The 18,902-nt window shown below is 38.6% G+C and carries 25 protein-coding genes; 16 read left to right on the top strand and 9 right to left on the bottom strand.

The window, feature by feature from the left end; translation table 11 throughout:
- Positions 1-3: 3 nt before the first annotated feature.
- Entirely contained in the window at positions 4-363 is a 360-nt protein-coding gene (locus ACSLUK_RS11020; RefSeq protein ID WP_448548638.1) for a response regulator, read from the bottom strand.
- 51 nt (positions 364-414) lie between these two features.
- Entirely contained in the window at positions 415-708 is a 294-nt protein-coding gene (locus tag ACSLUK_RS11015) for an STAS domain-containing protein (protein WP_448548637.1), read from the bottom strand.
- Between the two features lie 295 nt (positions 709-1,003).
- Between ACSLUK_RS11015 and ACSLUK_RS11010 the strand changes: the two genes are divergently transcribed.
- The 6 genes from ACSLUK_RS11010 (at position 1,004) to ACSLUK_RS10985 (ending at position 5,355) form a co-directional block, all read left to right on the top strand.
- On the top strand, positions 1,004-2,215 hold the full coding sequence (locus ACSLUK_RS11010; protein ID WP_448548636.1) for a M24 family metallopeptidase: 1,212 nt from the start codon (positions 1,004-1,006) through the stop codon (positions 2,213-2,215).
- A 674-nt stretch (positions 2,216-2,889) separates the two neighbouring features.
- The gene (locus ACSLUK_RS11005; protein ID WP_448548635.1) at positions 2,890-3,456 is read left to right on the top strand and encodes a septation protein A; all 567 of its coding nucleotides are present in this window, start codon (positions 2,890-2,892) and stop codon (positions 3,454-3,456) included.
- 13 nt (positions 3,457-3,469) lie between these two features.
- Entirely contained in the window at positions 3,470-3,769 is a 300-nt protein-coding gene (locus ACSLUK_RS11000; RefSeq protein ID WP_448548634.1) for a YciI family protein, read from the top strand.
- Positions 3,769-4,182 carry a lysozyme inhibitor LprI family protein gene (locus ACSLUK_RS10995; protein WP_448548633.1) on the top strand — a complete coding sequence of 138 codons (414 nt, stop codon included), beginning with the start codon at positions 3,769-3,771 and terminating at the stop codon, positions 4,180-4,182. The genes ACSLUK_RS11000 and ACSLUK_RS10995 overlap by 1 nt, the downstream gene beginning before the upstream one ends.
- A gap of 214 nt (positions 4,183-4,396) precedes the next feature.
- On the top strand, positions 4,397-4,798 hold the full coding sequence (locus ACSLUK_RS10990; RefSeq protein WP_448548632.1) for a hypothetical protein: 402 nt from the start codon (positions 4,397-4,399) through the stop codon (positions 4,796-4,798).
- Positions 4,799-4,869: 71 nt separating this feature from the next.
- The gene (locus ACSLUK_RS10985) at positions 4,870-5,355 is read left to right on the top strand and encodes a YchJ family protein (RefSeq protein WP_448548631.1); all 486 of its coding nucleotides are present in this window, start codon (positions 4,870-4,872) and stop codon (positions 5,353-5,355) included.
- 32 nt (positions 5,356-5,387) lie between these two features.
- On the opposite strand, the gene ACSLUK_RS10980 is transcribed toward ACSLUK_RS10985, so the two are convergent.
- From ACSLUK_RS10980 to ACSLUK_RS10970, 3 genes are all read right to left on the bottom strand, one after another.
- Positions 5,388-5,912: a VC2046/SO_2500 family protein gene (locus ACSLUK_RS10980; RefSeq protein ID WP_448548630.1), complete on the bottom strand. Its 525-nt coding sequence runs from the start codon at positions 5,910-5,912 to the stop codon at positions 5,388-5,390.
- A gap of 132 nt (positions 5,913-6,044) precedes the next feature.
- Positions 6,045-7,340 carry an ATP-binding protein gene (locus ACSLUK_RS10975; protein WP_448548629.1) on the bottom strand — a complete coding sequence of 432 codons (1,296 nt, stop codon included), beginning with the start codon at positions 7,338-7,340 and terminating at the stop codon, positions 6,045-6,047.
- A gap of 59 nt (positions 7,341-7,399) precedes the next feature.
- Positions 7,400-8,116: a response regulator gene (locus tag ACSLUK_RS10970; protein ID WP_448548628.1), complete on the bottom strand. Its 717-nt coding sequence runs from the start codon at positions 8,114-8,116 to the stop codon at positions 7,400-7,402.
- A gap of 503 nt (positions 8,117-8,619) precedes the next feature.
- Between ACSLUK_RS10970 and xthA the strand changes: the two genes are divergently transcribed.
- The gene (gene xthA, locus ACSLUK_RS10965) at positions 8,620-9,426 is read left to right on the top strand and encodes an exodeoxyribonuclease III (RefSeq protein ID WP_448548627.1); all 807 of its coding nucleotides are present in this window, start codon (positions 8,620-8,622) and stop codon (positions 9,424-9,426) included.
- A gap of 80 nt (positions 9,427-9,506) precedes the next feature.
- Complete coding sequence (gene rlmA / locus ACSLUK_RS10960; RefSeq protein WP_448548626.1) at positions 9,507-10,307, top strand: 23S rRNA (guanine(745)-N(1))-methyltransferase; 801 nt, start codon at positions 9,507-9,509, stop codon at positions 10,305-10,307.
- Positions 10,308-10,322: 15 nt separating this feature from the next.
- On the opposite strand, the gene yfbV is transcribed toward rlmA, so the two are convergent.
- Entirely contained in the window at positions 10,323-10,754 is a 432-nt protein-coding gene (yfbV, locus tag ACSLUK_RS10955; RefSeq protein ID WP_448548625.1) for a terminus macrodomain insulation protein YfbV, read from the bottom strand.
- Positions 10,755-11,418: 664 nt separating this feature from the next.
- Here yfbV and ACSLUK_RS10950 point away from each other — a divergent pair.
- The 5 genes from ACSLUK_RS10950 to ACSLUK_RS10930 are packed head-to-tail and all read left to right on the top strand — an operon-like array spanning position 11,419 to position 14,214.
- Positions 11,419-11,802, top strand: a complete 384-nt coding sequence (locus ACSLUK_RS10950) for an ACT domain-containing protein (protein ID WP_448548624.1) — start codon at positions 11,419-11,421, stop codon at positions 11,800-11,802.
- Between the two features lie 21 nt (positions 11,803-11,823).
- Positions 11,824-12,171: an ArsC family reductase gene (locus tag ACSLUK_RS10945; RefSeq protein ID WP_448548623.1), complete on the top strand. Its 348-nt coding sequence runs from the start codon at positions 11,824-11,826 to the stop codon at positions 12,169-12,171.
- Between the two features lies 1 nt (position 12,172).
- Complete coding sequence (dapE, locus tag ACSLUK_RS10940) at positions 12,173-13,306, top strand: succinyl-diaminopimelate desuccinylase (protein WP_448548622.1); 1,134 nt, start codon at positions 12,173-12,175, stop codon at positions 13,304-13,306.
- 4 nt (positions 13,307-13,310) lie between these two features.
- Positions 13,311-13,997: a M15 family metallopeptidase gene (locus ACSLUK_RS10935; RefSeq protein WP_448548621.1), complete on the top strand. Its 687-nt coding sequence runs from the start codon at positions 13,311-13,313 to the stop codon at positions 13,995-13,997.
- The gene (locus ACSLUK_RS10930) at positions 13,990-14,214 is read left to right on the top strand and encodes a hypothetical protein (protein WP_448548620.1); all 225 of its coding nucleotides are present in this window, start codon (positions 13,990-13,992) and stop codon (positions 14,212-14,214) included. The genes ACSLUK_RS10935 and ACSLUK_RS10930 overlap by 8 nt, the downstream gene beginning before the upstream one ends.
- Before the next feature lie 58 nt (positions 14,215-14,272).
- On the opposite strand, the gene ACSLUK_RS10925 is transcribed toward ACSLUK_RS10930, so the two are convergent.
- A complete protein-coding gene (locus ACSLUK_RS10925) occupies positions 14,273-15,364 on the bottom strand; it encodes an NlpB/DapX family lipoprotein (RefSeq protein WP_448548619.1) in 1,092 nt (363 codons plus the stop codon).
- 371 nt (positions 15,365-15,735) lie between these two features.
- Here ACSLUK_RS10925 and ACSLUK_RS10920 point away from each other — a divergent pair, with 371 nt between their 5' ends.
- Positions 15,736-16,263 (top strand): glycine cleavage system transcriptional repressor, encoded by a 528-nt coding sequence (locus ACSLUK_RS10920; protein WP_448548618.1) that lies wholly within the window; start codon positions 15,736-15,738, stop codon positions 16,261-16,263.
- Between the two features lie 8 nt (positions 16,264-16,271).
- The gene (gene bcp / locus ACSLUK_RS10915; protein WP_448548617.1) at positions 16,272-16,742 is read left to right on the top strand and encodes a thioredoxin-dependent thiol peroxidase; all 471 of its coding nucleotides are present in this window, start codon (positions 16,272-16,274) and stop codon (positions 16,740-16,742) included.
- Positions 16,743-16,883: 141 nt separating this feature from the next.
- On the opposite strand, the gene ACSLUK_RS10910 is transcribed toward bcp, so the two are convergent.
- On the bottom strand, positions 16,884-17,957 hold the full coding sequence (locus ACSLUK_RS10910) for an AI-2E family transporter (RefSeq protein ID WP_448548616.1): 1,074 nt from the start codon (positions 17,955-17,957) through the stop codon (positions 16,884-16,886).
- Complete coding sequence (locus ACSLUK_RS10905) at positions 17,957-18,184, bottom strand: sulfurtransferase TusA family protein (protein WP_448548615.1); 228 nt, start codon at positions 18,182-18,184, stop codon at positions 17,957-17,959. The genes ACSLUK_RS10910 and ACSLUK_RS10905 overlap by 1 nt, the downstream gene beginning before the upstream one ends.
- Positions 18,185-18,283: 99 nt before the next feature.
- Between ACSLUK_RS10905 and ACSLUK_RS10900 the strand changes: the two genes are divergently transcribed.
- Positions 18,284-18,901 (top strand): hypothetical protein, encoded by a 618-nt coding sequence (locus ACSLUK_RS10900; protein WP_448548614.1) that lies wholly within the window; start codon positions 18,284-18,286, stop codon positions 18,899-18,901.
- Position 18,902: the final 1 nt, after the last annotated feature.

The following is an 18,902-nucleotide window of genomic DNA, read 5'->3' as shown; positions in this document are numbered from 1 at the left end:
TCCCTATACTACGCGTTTTATTGTTGCTAATAGCTTGTCTGGGTTAAACGGCTTAACAAGCCATCCAGTAGCTCCGGCGGCTTTACCTTTTGATTTCATGTCTCCCGAACTCTCTGTCGTTAACATGAGAATGGGCGTAAATTTGAATGTAGGAAGCTTTCTTAATTCCTGACAAAGGTTTATTCCATCCATATTTGGCATGTTTACATCAGAAATAACCAAATCAAAATCAGAAGACTTAGCTTTCGTTAGTCCTTCCATACCATCTTTGGCTTCAACCGTGTCGTATCCGGCACTCTTCAACGTAAAACTAACCATGTCCCTAATGGAGTTCGAGTCATCAACAACCAGCACTTTGGCCATATTAGTTTCCTTTTTCCTTTAAAATCCTGCTTATTTGTAAACTAAAACACCCTAACTTAAGCATTGTTCCAGTAAGGTATCGTTTACCCCCAACTGTCGAATGCTTTGTCGAAGAATTTCCGAAGACGATTGCCAATCTAATGTCTTGTTTTGGGCTGCAATATATGTGACAGCCGACAACAGTAGCTGCACGCCAACAGTATCTATTCGTGCAAGCTCACTATCATCAATACTGATAGTATCGTTGGAATCAATGAATTGAATTAGGTTAGATTTACATTCTTCCACTTGGGCTATTGTTAAATCCTTTGGTAATTTAAACAAAGTACCGATTCCCATATCCATAAGTTAGAATTGCTAATTTAAAATATATGCCATAATTCCCACTCTGCAAGAAATGGATTCAAATTCATATGTAAAACACGCATTGCAATAATGTGTATGGATAGAACAGATAAATTCCTTTTCCATCCACCTTCGAAATCAACGTCAATTTCTGCTAAGTCCGCCAATACGTTACAAAACTGGCGCACTATAATGAGAGATAAAAACGTTATCCAAAAACCAGATTGTATAAAATATTCCATCCTGAAAAATAGTCTGGCATAATTGCACAGTTAATTGCTAAGAGGACAAAACAATGACAATTGGAGTTGGTGGCTCAACAGCTGAAATCGAACTGGCTAACCTTGTTAATATGGCTGAAGGGATTGAAGATATTTCGTTAGCTGAATACAAGAGCAGAATTACAAAAGCGCAACAAATAATGAAAGCGCACAATATCTCGGCGACTTATATCAATGCAGGCACAAATTTGTATTATTTTACAGGCACTAGATGGTATGCAAGTGAAAGAATGGTTGGTGCTGTCATTCCCCAGTCGGGAGAGTTATTTTATATAGCCCCTCATTTTGAAGTGAACACGCTTCAACAATATATGGCAGTTACAGGCGAAGTTGTTAGCTGGCATGAACACGAAAGTCCTTTCCAACTTTTTGCTGAGACGATTACCCGACTAGACTTAATCAATGGAGATATTGCCATCGATGAGTCTACAGCATTTTTTGTTGCCAATGGCATCCAACAAGCATTGCCTTCAGTAACTTTAGTTGATGCTAAGCCCGTTACTGCGGGTTGTCGCATGTGTAAGTCGCCGCAAGAGATAGCCTTGCTTCAGCGAGCAAAAGACATGACTTTGGCTGTACAAAAAGCGGTAGCTAGAATCTTACGTGAAGGTATTTCGACCACCGAGGTGGAGCAATTTATAAATCAAGCTCACAAGAAAGTTGGAGCTCCAAAGGGCTCCCACTTTTGTATCGTGCTTTTTGGCGAAGACAGTGCCTACCCACACGGTGTTAAATCCCCCAAAGTGCTAGAAAAAAATGATGTGGTTTTAATTGATACCGGGTGCCAAATATTTGGATATAACTCAGATATTACAAGAACCTACGTGTTCGGCGAAGCAAATCAACGACAACGTGAAATGTGGCAAATAGAGAAAGATGCACAGTTAGCCGCTTTCAACGCAGCTAAGCTAGGTGATAGATGTGGCGATGTCGATATCGCTGCCCGAAACTATTTGACGTCAAAAGGATTAGGGCCCGATTACCAAACACCCGGCTGCCCTCACCGGACAGGACATGGCATTGGCTTAGATATCCATGAATGGCCTTATTTAGTTAGTAGCGATGATACGCTATTAAAAGAAGGAATGTGCTTTTCAAATGAGCCAATGTTAGTCATTCCAAATGAATTTGGTATTCGGTTAGAAGATCACTTCTATATGACTAAAGAAGGCGCAAAGTGGTTCACTGAACCATCACATAGTATAGATAATCCTTTTGGATATTAGCATTTAGTTTTTATTAATCACAAAAACTCAAAAATATCACTGACGGGAACTAATACCAATTCGTATAAGCATTAGTTTCCCGCCAAAATTCTATTTTTTATCACGCTTGTCAAACATGTTAGCCCACTTTGTATGCCCTAACTATATTTGTTAAGTCTACTGATTAATTAGAGAGTTAAGTGTCCACAAATTTTCGAAAGAGAAATGGCTAATACCAATCCGCATAAAGAATTGCCCACTTAGAATGACATGGGCGACATTAGAACAAACGAAATAAGTGTAGATATAGTTGTTCTCGGCTTTGGCATCCTGCGTCGCTCTACCTCCTGCATCCATGCAGTCGTACATTAAGCTTATTTTGTGTAGTTATCATGTTGCCCATGCATTCCCAAAGGGCGAGTTTTAAAGGCTTATATGCTGCGTTATTGATTTTAACAAGGTTCCTACATGGATGTAGGTTATTAGGGCAACGCAGGACGCAGTTGCCGAGAATAACCATTCTTTGCAATCAATGCCTTGCCTCTAAACCTTTAAATTCTCGCTAAGAGAGCAATTTCTTATACGGATTGGTATAATATTAGTTATTATTGCCATGCCGTAGATTATCAGTTGGATCTAACGCTAGCATTAGATAGAATCCTAATGAAACAAAGTAATCGAGACCCCTTTAATTTATGAATGCAATTTTTGAATTTTTGCCCTTAGTGCTCTTTCTTATTGTATCCAAGTTGGTTGATATATATTGGGCTACAGCAACCTTAATCGCCTCTTCAGCACTTCATCTGGTCTATTTTAAAGTCAAAGGTCAACCCGTGCCTAAAAAGACATGGATGTTATTTGGTATGATAACTGTATTTGGCGGCTTAACGATATTTTTCCAAAATGATGCTTTTATCAAATGGAAAGTCACGATAATCAACTTTCTATTCGCTCTCACTCTTATAGTCGGCAACTACGTATTCAAAAAGAACTTTATTAAAGAATTGATGGGTGAAGCGCTAACCTTACCTGAAAGTGTTTGGAATAAAATGAATCTGTCTTGGGCAGCATTTTTTATCTTTTGTGCGTTACTAAATTTATATGTCGCCTATAATTTTGAGCAAGACACATGGGTCAACTTTAAAGTGTTTGGATTACTTGGATTAACATTTGTTTTCGCAATTTTGACTATATTGGTGGTACAAAAATACCTGCCAGAAGAACATGAAGATAATAACCAAGAGTCGGAAAAGATTAAATAAGGAAAATTCGTAAATGTTATACATGATTTACAGCGAAGACGTCGCTGATAGTTTATCATTAAGATTACCAGTTAGAGAGCAGCACCTGTCGCGAATCAAAGCATTACAAACAGAAGGTAGATTGATTATTGCGGGACCCTGCCCGGCAATTGACAGCGAAAACCCAGGTGATGCAGGCTTTACCGGCTCATTGATTATTGCCGAGTTTAATAGCTTAGAAAGCGCACAAACATGGGCAGATAATGATCCTTACATTGAAGCAGGTGTTTACGAAAAAGTTATTGTGAAGCCATATAAAAAAGTACTACCTTAATGAAAAATATACTTGTTAAGCCTACATTGCTCGCTACATTTATTCTCTTGAGTAATGCTACTTTTGCACAAAAACTGCAAAAAACAATAACCGAATGCGAATCAAATTATCAGGACGAATCTGAGCTTTCAATGTGCTTTGATCGTGTCAAAGAAGCGAAAGAGCGGGAACTACAAACGTGGATAAACAACCAAATATTTATTCTCGAAGAGTTCGCACTAAAAACAGGTAGACGTTCAGCACTTGAGATGTTTAAACGCTCTCAACGAAACTTTATTACGTTTAGAGAGAACAACTGTCGTTGGCAATATCTACACCTTTCACCAGATAAGAGTGCCGCACCTGCTTACAAGAAATGTTATATACAAATCACTGATCAACGTATCAAAGAACTGGGCGAAATTACAAATTAACCAATAGAGTATAAGTTCATAGCTTAAATAACCAACTAAACCGAGCAATTTGCTCGGTTTTTTATTTTATAAACCTTCACATATTCAAAGACTTAATCAACACCCAATCAAATGACTTGTAAACTTATCTAAAAATTAACTTACCCACTATTGACACACTGTATAAATACACATACTGTATAACAATACAGCACCAATTGAGACCGAGGTCACTATGAGTAAGCAAGATATGACAAACAAGAATGCAGTTCATTTAACAAAGCTAGATATAAGAACACTTTCAGATGAACAACTATTAGTAAACGAATATGCCAACATCTGTAGTCAATATAGGTCTACAAAACGTTGGATTATGATGGTTGACCCTGAAGAAGAATCGTTAGAGCAATTAGTATTGAGCGAATCAATCGATCCTACACGTGTGCTAAAAGTAAACTCTCGCCACCATCCAGTAAAACTAAACAACATAGAAAGAACGCTGTTAAAAGGTAACTGTTCTGCATTGATACTATGTAACCCAAAGCTAAAAAATAACGAAGTTAGCCAGCTAACCAAAATGGCAGCTATGAGCGATACACAGTGCATCATCTTAAATACCAAACAAAAATTACACTAGAGACTTGAAACCACTGTGGATCATTAACACTATGTAATATAATGCTGGCTTTCATTGAGAATGAGTAATTTATGTCTTGCTTTTGTTGTAGTAATTTGCCCTTTAACCAATGTTGCCAGCCAATTATTGAACAACAAACACTCGCTCAAACACCATTACAACTAATGCGTTCACGTTTCAGTGCATACGCTAGTGGAAATGCGGAATATATTCTCAATACTTACGCTTTAGAAAAGCGAAAGCAACATACGTTGACAGAGATCAGCGAATGGTCAAATGAATGCAAGTGGCTAAAACTAATCATTCACCAATCTTCGAACGTGGCGATTGAAGCGTTTGAATCAGCAGACAATTCTACGGTTACCTTTACAGCGATATATCGACAAGGAAATCACTATTTTCAGATGAAAGAACTATCTCGATTTGTTGTTGAAAAACACCAATGGGTTTATCTTGATGGTGATATTTTAATCCATGACGAGCTAGTTGTACCGAAAAGAAATGACCAGTGCTTATGCGGTAGTAAGCAAAAATTTAAGAAATGTTGTGGTAAGTAGTAAAACATATAACTTATTTTAGGACGGGACAGTTACGCTGTTAACTCAAACAAAGTCGATTGTACAAGCGTGTTCTGAATGTTTTTCAGCCAACCTTCCGCATTAAATTCACTACGCTTGGTCTCTGATTTTGTCTTGGTTTTATGCTGACAATGAATACTTGTATTTGTCAAAACACTAGTCGGAATATGCAGCTTATCGTCTCTAAATGCCAATGGTTTCGGATGCAAAGCATCTTGCAATCTTAAGTCGCTCAATCGGCCCTTTTCAATCATTTCAGCTTGTTCAAAATCTGAAATTTGTTCAACGGCTGTCAATGCTATAGGTGCTGGTTCTGGTAAGTCGAAGAAGCGTCTTAAATCATTAGTCTGCCTGATATGATCGAATTCATCTTTCTGAGGTAATGTAAATTGCGCGTGAAAACGCACATCCTCGTCGAGCATGGCCAACAAAAGCGAAAATTCTGAACGATTTCCTTGATGTACACATTGGTTCAGTGTCGAACCAAGCCTGTGTTCATCGATTAGTGCAGATTGTTGATTGAGTTCTGAGATCAAAGAGAATAACTTCTTAACACATTGTTATTCTCTTTATCGGCAGTTTAATAAATACTTTAGTAAATAATCGACATTCTATTCATGTGCTCAATAAAGTACCTATAAGTTACATAGGAGCTTAAACTACAATTTTTAGGCACTGTAAGATTGACTTACCGGCCAAGAAATTTTAAATGAAGCACCGCCCATCGGGCTATCCTCAACCCATGCGCTACCGTTATGCCACTCCATAATACGTGACACAATTGCTAATCCTAAGCCAAACCCACCGGTTTCTTTATTACGACTCTCATCGCCCCGTGAAAAAGCGTCAAAGATTGTCGGTTTAAAACTGTCAGGCACACCTCTGCCATTATCATCAACGCTAACGGTACACATTCCATCGTTTATGCCAGCATAAACAGTAATTTTTCCGTCACCATACTTTTTTGCGTTAGTGACATAATTAGCAATCGCTCTACTGATAAAATGACTATCACAGGCTACAACAAGAGTCTCGCTTGTACTTTGAATGTTAATATCACTAACAAATGGACGAACATTTTCCACTTGCTCTGCAATAATATTTAATAGTTCATGTTCTTGAATGACTAGCTCAGGTTTTTCACTATCAAAGCTCGCATACAAAAGCATTTCATTGATAAGCTCTTCCAATTCCGCAACGTCTTGAGTTATCTGATTGCGATAACGTTTTTGTTTTTCAGCATCACAATTCGATTCAAGCATTTGCAATGCAAATTTGGTTCTTGCTAAAGGCGTTCTCAATTCATGTGCAACTGCACTAGATAGTTCTTTATGGGCGTTGATTAGTCGCTGGATCTTTCTCGCCATCATATTAAACGCGCTAACCATAGAGGCCATCATATTCGATTTTGCAGCAGGAACATTTGTATTGAAATCGCCTTCGCCAAGCTGTTCGGCGGATTTTCTTAAGGCATCAAGATCTTTTGATATGGGTGACAGCCAAAACAAAATCACTAAACCTAGCAACGCCAAAATAAACGCTCTTAACAGCGCTTCTGCACGTGGCCGTGTTGGCATCTTAGCTGGCCCCAACACCAACAATGTTTGAGAGTTCTCTATCAAATGGTGCAGCACTACATCGTCATCACCATAATAAACGTAGGTATTTCCTTTATTGAGGGCTTTACGATCAGCACGCTCAACATCCTTGAGCTGTGAATATGGCATTAGTTTAAATGGTAATTGATATTTCTTCGCTACTGTTGCGGTTATTTCAGGCCACTCTTCTTGCGGGTGCTTCTGCATATAATCGCCAATAGCCTGCAACATAGTTTTATACCCAGTATAAGATTCAATGTCTTGCTCAAGATAAGAGCGCCAAAGCTCATCTAGCAACCATGAGAAAACAATAAAGCTCAATATAATGAGTGTATACAGGCTAAAAAATGATCGACCTAGTCTCATCAAAATTCCTTTCTAAAAAAAATGGTGAGATACAGAATCTCACCATTTATTCATTCAAATTAATTCCACGCATCCGGAACAAATAAATAGCCTTGTCCCCAGATTGTTTTTATACGAAACGGCGTTTCATTACTATCAAATAGCTTCTTTCTTAATCGAGAAATTCGCACATCAACACTTCGGTCCATTCCATCATACTCACGCCCGACGACTGCTTTGTATATATAGTCCCTATTTTGGACCTCGCCCGAACGACTTGCTAATAACCATAACAAGTCAAACTCTTGACTGGTTAATTCGATATTTTCTCCATCTAAAATAACTTGTCGAGAGCCTCGACTAATATGTAATTTGCCAATATCAATTTCTGTGTTTTCATTACTCTCGCCAGGCAAGTTTCCTCTGCGTAGTAATGCACTAACCCTAGCTAATAGCACACGTGGTTCTACTGGCTTAATAACATAGTCATCTGCACCAATTTCCAAGCCTAACACTTGATCAAAATCCGTACCTTTCGCCGTCAACATTAATACAGGGCCCTTATAGTTTGGTCGTAAGTCTCTACAAACGGAAAAACCATCTTTTCCAGGTAGCATTAGATCCAAGATAATCAAATCTGGTGCAAATAGCTCAACGCGCTTTGCCACTGTGTCGCCACGAAATTCCTGTTTAACATGGAAACCTTCACTTTCTAAAAAGTCAGTAACTAGGTTCGAAAGTTGGCGATCATCTTCTACCAGTAAGATCTTTTTAACTGATGATTTGCTATTGGACATAAAACACACTCCTGTATTATATACATTGCTTGTAAACCTTAGGCTAACAAATATTTTGTTCACAAGGTTTATCAATTTGTATCAACAACCATATTCGTTGAATGCGCCTAGATTAGTCAGTTGACTTGCGTTAAACAAGCGAAAATACAAGGTTTTACCGGGAGGTTACATAAAGTAACAAAACGGTAATTAAGTGCTTTAATGCTTTATCTCGGTTAACAACTCAAACGATTGCAACGGCAAGTTAAGCTAAATATTTATGCGGCATTTAGTTTGCAACTCTCAAATCTTAACAAATATATCATTTGCGCAGTTTGCATCAGTTTGTGGTAAATGAATTCCTTGCTATTTTTCTAGCCCTTAGGTTTTGTTATCATTCGTCACACAAATTGTCGCCAAAGGCTGTCTACATGATAATTCAAAGCAAATCACATATATTACAGACGTGGCTAATCAATACGTAGTACAAATTGAAATCTCTTCGATGCAAGGATCAAGAATAAATGAAAATAGTCTCTTTTAATATCAATGGCCTAAGAGCACGCCTTCACCAATTGCAAGCACTAATTGACAAACATCAGCCTGACATCATTGGCCTGCAGGAAATAAAAGTTCATGACGAAGCATTTCCTTTGGAAGACGTACAGGCTATGGGATACCACGTTTATTTTCACGGACAAAAAGCACACTACGGTGTTGCAATGCTTTGTAAAAAAGAAGCCGACGTAGTCATCAAAGGTTATCCCACAGACGATGAAGACGCCCAAAGACGCATGATAATGGTGAAAACCACGACGGAAGAAGGTGAGCCTATAACCGTGATGAATGGCTACTTCCCTCAAGGCGATAACATAGCTCATGAAACAAAATTTCCTTATAAACGCCAGTTCTATAAGGATCTAATGACGCACTTAAATGAACATCATGACGCAAGCGAAAACATTGTCATCATGGGTGACATTAATATTTCACCGCTAGACCTTGATATCGGCATAGGCGAACCAAATCGCTTGCGCTGGTTAAAAACGGGTAAGTGCAGTTTCCAGCCGGAAGAACGCGAATGGCTAAAAACCCTGTTAGACTGGGGTTTTGTTGATACCTTTAGAGCGTTACACCCAACGCGAGAAGAAAGGTATTCGTGGTTTGACTATCGCTCACGTGGATTTGATGATAACCGCGGTCTGCGAATTGACGTTGTTCTAGCCACGCCATCGTATGCGGAGCGATGTATAGAGTCTGATATAGATTACGAACTGCGCGGTATCGAGAAACCTTCTGATCATGCACCAATCTGGTCAGTATTTAAATAATCATGTGGTAATTGAAGTAGCGAGCCAGTCTCGTTACTTACTATCTAGCCTTATCCAGCTTCACTAAAAGTATCAATACTATGCCTAACTATTTATGTCCCATATGTAACCAAGCGCTGACGCAGCAAACGCGTTTATTCAAATGTGAAAATAATCATACATTTGACCTAGCTAAAGAAGGCTATGTGAATTTGTTACCAGTCCAGTTTAAACGTTCGAAAGAGCCCGGTGATAATAAAGCGATGGTAAATGCAAGAAGATCATTTCTTTCCAAAGGATATTATTCGCCTTTAGCAATTAAGCTTACCGAACTCATGCAAACTTTCCATCCTAATGCGAATACCGTTTTAGACGCAGGTTGTGGTGAAGGCTATTACACCAATCAGCATAAGACGGCACAAAACTGTGTATATGGAATTGATATCGCAAAAGAAGCGATAAAAAAAGCCGCGAAGAAATATGATGACTGTCATTTTAGTGTAGGCACGTTATCCAAACTACCATTTGAGTCACGTTCCATTGATTGGCTTTACTCTATCTATGCTCCGATACTAGAGCAAGAATTTACGCGTGTGCTAAGAAATGAGGGCTTTTTATTAACAGTGACACCTGCTGCTGACCATTTAATCGAACTAAAAACCCTAATCTACGAAAATGCTCTGCCGCACGATCAATCAAGAACCCCAATAGAACAACTAGCGCAAGTGCACGAAGAAAGATTAACTTATGATATGACCATGGAAACAGGCCTAGATACTTTGGAATTGCTTTCAATGACACCATTCGCGTTCAAAGCTAGCGAACAAGTAAAGAAATCACTAGCAGAAATGAAAAGCTTTAAATGCAAAGCAGATTTTTTGATACGGCTTTATCAAAAATAAAATCGATGGGTATATTTACTGCTTAAAATGAAGCGACTGATAACTCACATTTAATAATTTTGCCAAATCAAGATAACGCGGACGTTTTACCGAGAGCTTCACACTACCACCTTGTTCATTTACTTTAGCAACGCCTTGTTTATACCAGTTAGCCAACGAAGGCGGTAAAAACTTATCAGCCTTTACACCAAGCATTACCAGCGCCTGTACGGGAATCGTTAAAATAAAAAACAAATAAACTAAGGCATAAGGTAGATATGACATACCGCCAAGATATAACTGCAAAATAAAGACAATTAATGCGACAGTAGGTAAATAACGGCATGCCCCCCTGCCAACTTGAACAGCACGATACTCGTCAAAATACTGACTTAACTCTACTCTCTGAGGCCACAATAACATGTACTTACGGCCCAATTTGATAAGTTCTACTACACTCATATTCATAAGGGACACATTATAACAACTATTATTTAAAAGATAGCATAAAGTTAGCGCTTAACTAAAGGCATGCCGTAGTTTAGCGCAGAATTTTTGCAGCATGAAATCTAACGCAATGAGGTCTATGGACAACAATCTCAATTATTAAAGGGCTAAATATACATATAAAACTAGGCAAAATCCGCTTAATCCACCTAATAAAACCATTAAAAATATCCAGTTATCTTAAATTTCGCATTCAAAAGCATTTCAATTCAATTAACTATATAAACGTATGCTTATCCAACGACTACTCAAAAAACAACCTACCAACTTAACACAACAAAAACAACAAGATACACACTTTAACAAAGGTTAACAACAAAGATATCCACAGGATTTGTGGATATCCACACTGAAGTTTAGTTCAGAGAAACGCCTACATTTTTATATATTAACTGTCTATTAGCGACAACTACGAAGACTTTTCTAAGTTCAAATACACAATAAGATCATATCTTGATCTTACATGCACATAAACGATCGTCATATGAGGAATTTATTCCTCATTTTTATCAGTAGTATTTTAGAAATCACGACTATAAATGATTAAAAACACCAATAATCACAGCTAGAGATAAGCGCAAATAAGCGTTATAGTAGTGCTATCTAATTTGCCCTGTTAATTTCAATGAAATCACTTACTTTAAGACTACTAAGCAATACATTTTCTATTCACTCTTTACCAGCAAACAGCGAAATCCCAGCGGCTGTTCTAAATGCTGATATGTTTTTTATCGCAAAAACTAATGATGAAGTTTCAATTGTTGCACCTGAATCAGTCAAGATTGAAAGCGAAGATGTTGAAACAGACTGGCAAGCTTTAGAGGTAGTTGGTCCACTGGATTTTACGCTGACAGGTATTATGTCCAGCATTTCCACTGTACTCGCAAATGAAAAGATAAGCATTTTTGCTATTTCTACATTTGATACCGACTACATATTAGTTAAGAGCAATACATTAGAGGCAGCAATTGCTGCCCTTCGAGAGAATCAATACAAAGTGCTTACATAGCATTCATTGGAAAAATCATACATGACGACTATTTACGGCATCAAAAACTGTGACACGGTTAAAAAAGCGCTAAAGTGGCTAGATAACAACGGCATTTCCTACCAATTTCATGATCTACGCGTAGACGGCACATCTGACGATTTAATTGATGATCTTGTCTCTAAATCTGCATGGTCTGAACTGATTAATAAACGCAGTACAACCTATCGTAATTTGCCTGAAAATATTAAGAATAATCTAACAGATGATGCTGCAAAATCAGCCGTTATAGAACAGCCAACCTTACTTAAGCGCCCGTTGCTATTGATAAATAACCAACTACATGTTGGTTTTAAGGCTGAAAATTACCAAACGATATTTGCCAAATAGTATGCAAAAATCTGACGTAATTTCACTAACAAAAGAACTTATCAACAAACAGTCAGTAACACCTGAAGACGCTGGTTGCCAAGATATCATGAAGCAAATCTTATCAGATCTCGGTTTTGTCAACGAAACGATGGTGTTTGAGGATACGACAAACCTTTGGTCTCGACTAGGCAACACTGGGCCACTATTTTGCTTTGCAGGACATACTGATGTAGTACCGGCAGGTGATGAAAAATTATGGCATTCACCACCTTTTGAAGCGACTGAAAAAGATGGGTATTTGTATGGTCGAGGTGCCGCTGACATGAAAGGCAGTCTTGCCGCTATGTTAGTTGCCACCCAACGCTTCATTGCCAAGTATCCAACCCCTAAAGGCTCACTCGCCTTTTTGATAACGAGTGACGAAGAAGGTCCGTTTATTAATGGTACAACGCGTGTAATTGATACACTTGAAGCCAGACAAGAAAAAATTGACTATTGTATTGTCGGTGAACCATCTAGTTCTGATGAAGTTGGCGATGTCGTTAAAAACGGACGTCGCGGTTCTATTTCCGGGTTTCTCAGCATTCATGGTAAGCAAGGGCACGTTGCCTATCCAGAGCATGTCATTAACCCGATACATAAAGCGATGCCAGCTTTAGCAAAACTAAGTTCTTTACACTGGGATAACGGCAATGCTTATTTTCCTCCTACAAGTTTTCAGCTCAGTAATATTCAGTCAGGAACCGGAGCGACAAATGTTGTTCCACAATCACTCAATGCTTGGTTCAATCTAAGATATAGCACTGAGCTTACCGCTGAAGATATCGTAAATCGATGTGAACAACTGCTTGATGGCGAAGCGTTAGATTATGAAATTGAATGGACCTATAACGGTAGCCCTTTTATCACAGAACCAGGCACACTGGTTGATGCAACTGAAAAAGCAGTTTTAGCTATCACCGGCAAAGCCCCTCTACTCTCCACTTCTGGCGGAACTTCTGATGGCCGCTTTATTGCGCCAACGGGTGCACAAGTCGTTGAACTTGGGCCCTGCAATCGAACAATTCACCAAATTAACGAATGTGTGAAATGTGATGATTTGGAAAAGCTCGTCGATATTTACTACCAGATATTGGTAGATGTATTAGGATAGTTGAATGCACGCTGATTGTTTAACCGGAAAAAGCGACCATCATATCGATTGGTTAGGCGAAAATTTAGGTTTGCATCAGGCTGTTGTTGAACACTGGCAAGCTTTGTGTTCAGCAGCGCAGTCTGATGGAATTGATCTTGCCATTGTCAGTGGCTTTCGAAATTTCGACAGACAACTTGCTATTTGGAATGCCAAATATCAGGGTCTCCGTGCCGTCAAAGATCTGAACAACGACATTGTAGATCTTAGCAAAGAGTCTGCACTTAACCGCATTAAAGCTATTATGTTGTACTCAGCGCTACCAGGTACTAGTAGACATCATTGGGGTACCGATATTGATATTTATTCTCCATCAATGTTACCCGCAGATCAAACGCTACAATTAGAACCATGGGAATATGGTGTTAACGGTCCTTTCAACAAGTTAACTACTTGGCTTAGAAAACATGCCAATCAATTTGGCTTCTATTTTCCGTATCAAAAATACCTAGGTGGCGTAGCACCCGAGCCTTGGCATTTGTCGTACTATCCATTGGCAAATGAATTTATGTCATTGTTAACTGAGAAGGTTATCCACCAAGCGATAATTGAGAGTGACATTATAGGAAAAGAAGAGATTCTTTCTGCACTGCCAACGTTGTATAATCAGTATATAACCAATATTAGCACGAGCATAAATCACAATGAATAACTGGATTTTTTACGTAGCTATTGCTTTTGTTATTGTAATGATTGTCGGTAATTTTAGTACGTTTAACAGAGGTGCCAAAAAACCGATGCGCAAACAATCATTAAACGATTTGAAAGAAACCCTACCAAGAACTAACAAAACAAAACATAAAATGTCTACGGCGAATACCGAAACGCAAACCACTGATAACAACCCACAAGATAGTAAAAAGTCATAAAAAAACTCCGTCAAGCGGAGTTTTTTATGATCGCTGCTAGGCGCTTTTCAGCTTAAATCTATAGCACATCCCTGAAAGACAACGCAGGTTCAATAACGTCAAAAATTCTTTCAAGTACATCAAGTGTAAGCACATCACCATTTTCATTATAAAGCGTCACGCTAGTTTGTTCACCACTTGGTGCCAATACAAACTGATAACGTGCTTTTGGCAAGTCAATTACTGGAACGTCGTCACCCCAAATTTTGTCCCACAGACTAACTTCTGGCGGCTCAAAATCGACATAATAGATGCGTTTAGTTTCATCGAGGTCTGCCACAGTAAACCCATAATCATCGAAGAATACAGGCATATTGTTCCACAGTAAGTCTGATGTCATTTCTACAATAAATGCTGGCTCATCAGTATTATTTGTACCGATAGTTACCAACTTTTGATTGGCTCTTAAGAGTCGATTCTCTCGCTGCACCAGTCGATACTGATAATCCACTTCTTCAATAATGAGGTTAAGTAGTTTCTTCTCCATTCGCTCTTTGTCGATTGGATTGATGTTACGATGACCACCTGTTTCATCCGTTTTCATATAGTCAGTTAGTTCAACAGTTAAGGCAACACTTCTACCATGCGGTCGCTTTTCCAGCGTAAAACCAAACTTTGCTGACTCAGTCATTTCGATTTCTTCAAATCCCCACATACCGGAGATTTTCTCATCGTGTACCCAGTCAGTACCTAAAGTAAACACATCACCGTCTTCAGCTAATGACGATACTTCAACTGTTTTCGATGCCAGTTCTTCACGTATTGCTTTGATGATAAAATCCAGTAAATCGCGATCGTCTAATACCTGATCAAACCACACTTTAGCTTTAGTGTTATTCTCTTCAACACGCGTTGACGTGGCAACAGGGAGTACAAGAGAAGGCGCTCTAATATCCATCTCCTTGCCAATAGGACCATCATGATTAATTTTATTAGAAACTTCAAAATCAGACTTCTTATTTACAGGAGACAAGTCTTTCGGAACGGCTATCGGCTTAGATTCAGAAATTTCCGTATAATCAAAACCGCCCTCTGCTTGTTTTTGATTAATTGAGCCACAACCAATCACTGCAACACTTAGCAATGACAAGTAAAACATATTTCGATTCATTAATACTCCCGACAAATCTTGAATCTTTTAAATTCGGTCTATCTTTTATTATCTAGTTAGGTTGGGTGTTAAGACGTAAAAGTCTTACCGAAGTTCAATCACGACAAAACTTTCTTTAAATAGCCTAATCCGCTACGTATCACCGTTGGTGTTGTCAGATGCCGCTACCCAGTGATGCTAACTAGATGATTATTATAATTCGTAAGGCAAACATGGTACTTGCCCCTTATTACAAAAACAAGCAACATCCCTTAATAATTGTGCATCTGTCGCAACTTTATCATTAAATTAAGCCCACGCACTCGCTATTGGTTTGCGACATTTGATATTTGAGCTACAATAGCGCCCTTTTTAAACACTTAGGTTCTAAAATGTCACAATATCTCGTCTTAACCGCTATGGGTGCGGATCGTACAGGTAGTGTTAGCGAGCTAACCAAACTAGCGAGTGAATGCGGCTGTAATATTTTAGACAGTCGTATGGCCATTTTTGGTTTAGAGTTCACACTAATCATGTTACTTAGAGGGTCTGCCAAGGCAATTAACCAGCTAGAGCTCAAATTACCTGCTATCGCCCACGAATTAGAACTAATTACCATGATGAAGCGAACTTCTGGCTACAAAGACAGAACATTCACTGAACACTATCATGTAGAATATGCCGGTATTGACCAGCCGGGCATGTTGAAGTCTGTTACCGCATTCTTTGCGGCAAGAAACATCGATATTTCGTCGTTAAAGTCAGAGATTGATCCTGACACCAATCATAACAGCGCAGAAATACTCATTGCATTAAATAATGAGTATCCAATTGAAAAGCTCGAAACAGAGTTCATAGAATTATGTGAGCAAATTGATGTGCAAGGGTGCATTAAAAAAGTTAACTCAAATTTACTCTAAGGATGACCATGAATACTTTGACCACCGGCGATAATGCCCCATTATTTGTTTTAGCAGATCAAAACGGCAATGCAGTAGATGTTGCTGACTACATAGGTAAACACAATATTCTTGTTTATTTTTACCCCAAAGCAATGACACCTGGTTGTACAGTACAAGCGCAAGGATTGCGAGACGTAAAGGTTGAGTTAGAACAGAAAAATACTGTTGTGTTTGGTATTAGCCCTGATGAACCAAAGCGTTTAGCTAAGTTTTGCGAACGCGACCAGCTAAACTTTACGCTTTTATCCGATCCAGATCATAAGGTTGCAGATCAGTTTGGGGTGTGGGGTTTGAAAAAATTCATGGGAAAAGAATATGATGGCATACATCGTTTGTCATTTTTGATCGGATTAGACGGTAAAATTAGCCACGTGTTCAACAAGTTTAAAACAAAGAACCATCACGAAGTTGTGCTTGAGCAACTTGATTCGTTGTAAATAATACCACTTGGTATAACCCGCTTTGAATGGTAGTTCTTCACACCGCAAGAACTACCTAATTCATTCTATCCCTCATAGCCATTCGAGCCATTTGAGCTACTTGCTTTTCAAGTGATGCTATTCACACGCTTGAGCGAGTTAAGCTTCAGTTGACTGTGCACCTGGGTGTGTCGTAGACCATGCATTTATTACCGCTTTAACTAATGTAGCTAAAGGAATCGCAAAGAATACTCCCCAAAAGCCCCACAATCCGCCAAAAAGAATGACAGCAATAATGATGGTAACTGGATGCAGGTTAACCGCCTCAGAAAATAAAATGGGCACCAATAAATTGCCATCAAACGCCTGAATGATGCCATAGGCTAACATTACATAACCAAACTCAGAACCAACCCCCCACTGAAACAACGCAACTAACATAACAGGAAATGTAACAATAGTAGCCCCTACGTAAGGGACGAGTACCGACAAACCAACCAACACCCCTAACAACACAGCATAATTTAAACCAAGCAAAATGAACGTTACCGTTGACAAAGCCCCGATGATGACGATTTCTATTACTTTGCCGCGAATGTAATTCATAATTTGCTGATGCATTTCGTTACCCACTTGTATCGCCATGCGACGTTCGTTCGGTAAATAGCCCTCAATAGTATTCACAAACGTTGATTTATCTTTCAAAAAGAAAAAAATCATAATGGGCACTAAGATAAGATAAATTAGCAGTGCGACAATGTCAGAAATAGAGTTAAGTGATGCTTTTAGTGCCACTTGCCCCCACTCGATGAATTTGTCATTTATCATGCCAAATGCCGATTCGATTTGGCTTGCTTTCACCAATTCCGGATATTTTTCGGGTAAAGTTAGCAAGTAATTTTGCCCTTCTGATACCATATGAGGCACTTCTTGCAGCAAATTAGCACCTTGTCGCCAAATAACAGGTAACAAGCCCACGGAAGCTACCAGTACAATACCAACAAAGATCGATACAACAATAGAAGTCGCTAATGATCTACCCATTCCCATATGTGACAGCTTATTAACGGGCCACTCAAGTAAAAACGCCAACACTATTGCTACAAATACAGGCATTAATAAGCCACTTAAGAAATATATAAGTAAGAACGCAGTAATTAGGATTACAAGCAAAGTCACTGCATTAGGATCGGAAAAGTTTTTTTTGTACCAATTTGAGAAAAAAGAAACCATTATTCTATCGTACCTGATTTAATGTGAATGCAAATCGCCCCATCGAGCGACTGTTGGCTATATCTGTAACCCTTATTGTCCAAATACTTAGGGATATCATTAATAGAGCCTGAATCTGCTATTATGACAATACATTCGTCTGACGCGAGCATTTTTTTTAACATCACCCGCATTTTAACTAAAGGCAATGGACATTTATCTTTGCGACCATCATATTCATAAATCATAATAAAATCTAAATTCGACACTTTTGTTTAATTATCTTATTTGAGACAATGGAAAACAACATGTGTTATTCAGGATTGCGAGAGTTTAAGGCATTTTAAATGAATAAATTACCAGACAAACCCACGCTAAGGGAAATTAATGCCTACAAGAAAAGTTTAAACTGGGGCGAATTACCTCCTGTTTATCGCTTGGCGGCTAATGCCGTTAGCGATCTAGATGGCATATTGACGCACGGATTTAACAATGCCTACAAAGCGCTTTTCGATAAAAAGAATTGGAACCTAACACTGCTAGATGGCTATATTGACGAAACAAAAAATATTCAAACTCATCGTAAACCTAGAATCGCATTGAGTCATGTGTATACAAACGAAACATACGAGCTACATTGTCTACCAATCGTCAATAATGAAAAGGTGCGAGGCACTTTAATTAAACATTCAGGCTGCCCTTTTATCAATTGGACGCCGGAAACCATGCAAGTCATTATTCGATTAAACGCTCTCGTATCATTTATCACATACGCTTTCAGAAAAGGTGATACCGCAGACATGAGCTTAATCAAGTTTGCGCATCTAAAAGTTGAGCAATCAATTCTAAAATTAAGGGAATCTTTTGATATTACAGACGTCATAGGATATAACATAGCGGAGTTTTGTCAGGAAATTGACAGTAGAAAAAATGCTCCTGATATACAAGATTTACTTGATTCATGAC

This window comes from Thalassotalea fusca, from assembly GCF_053485835.1.
Note: the sequence above shows the minus strand (reverse complement) of the source record. Positions and strands in the feature narration are given on the sequence as shown.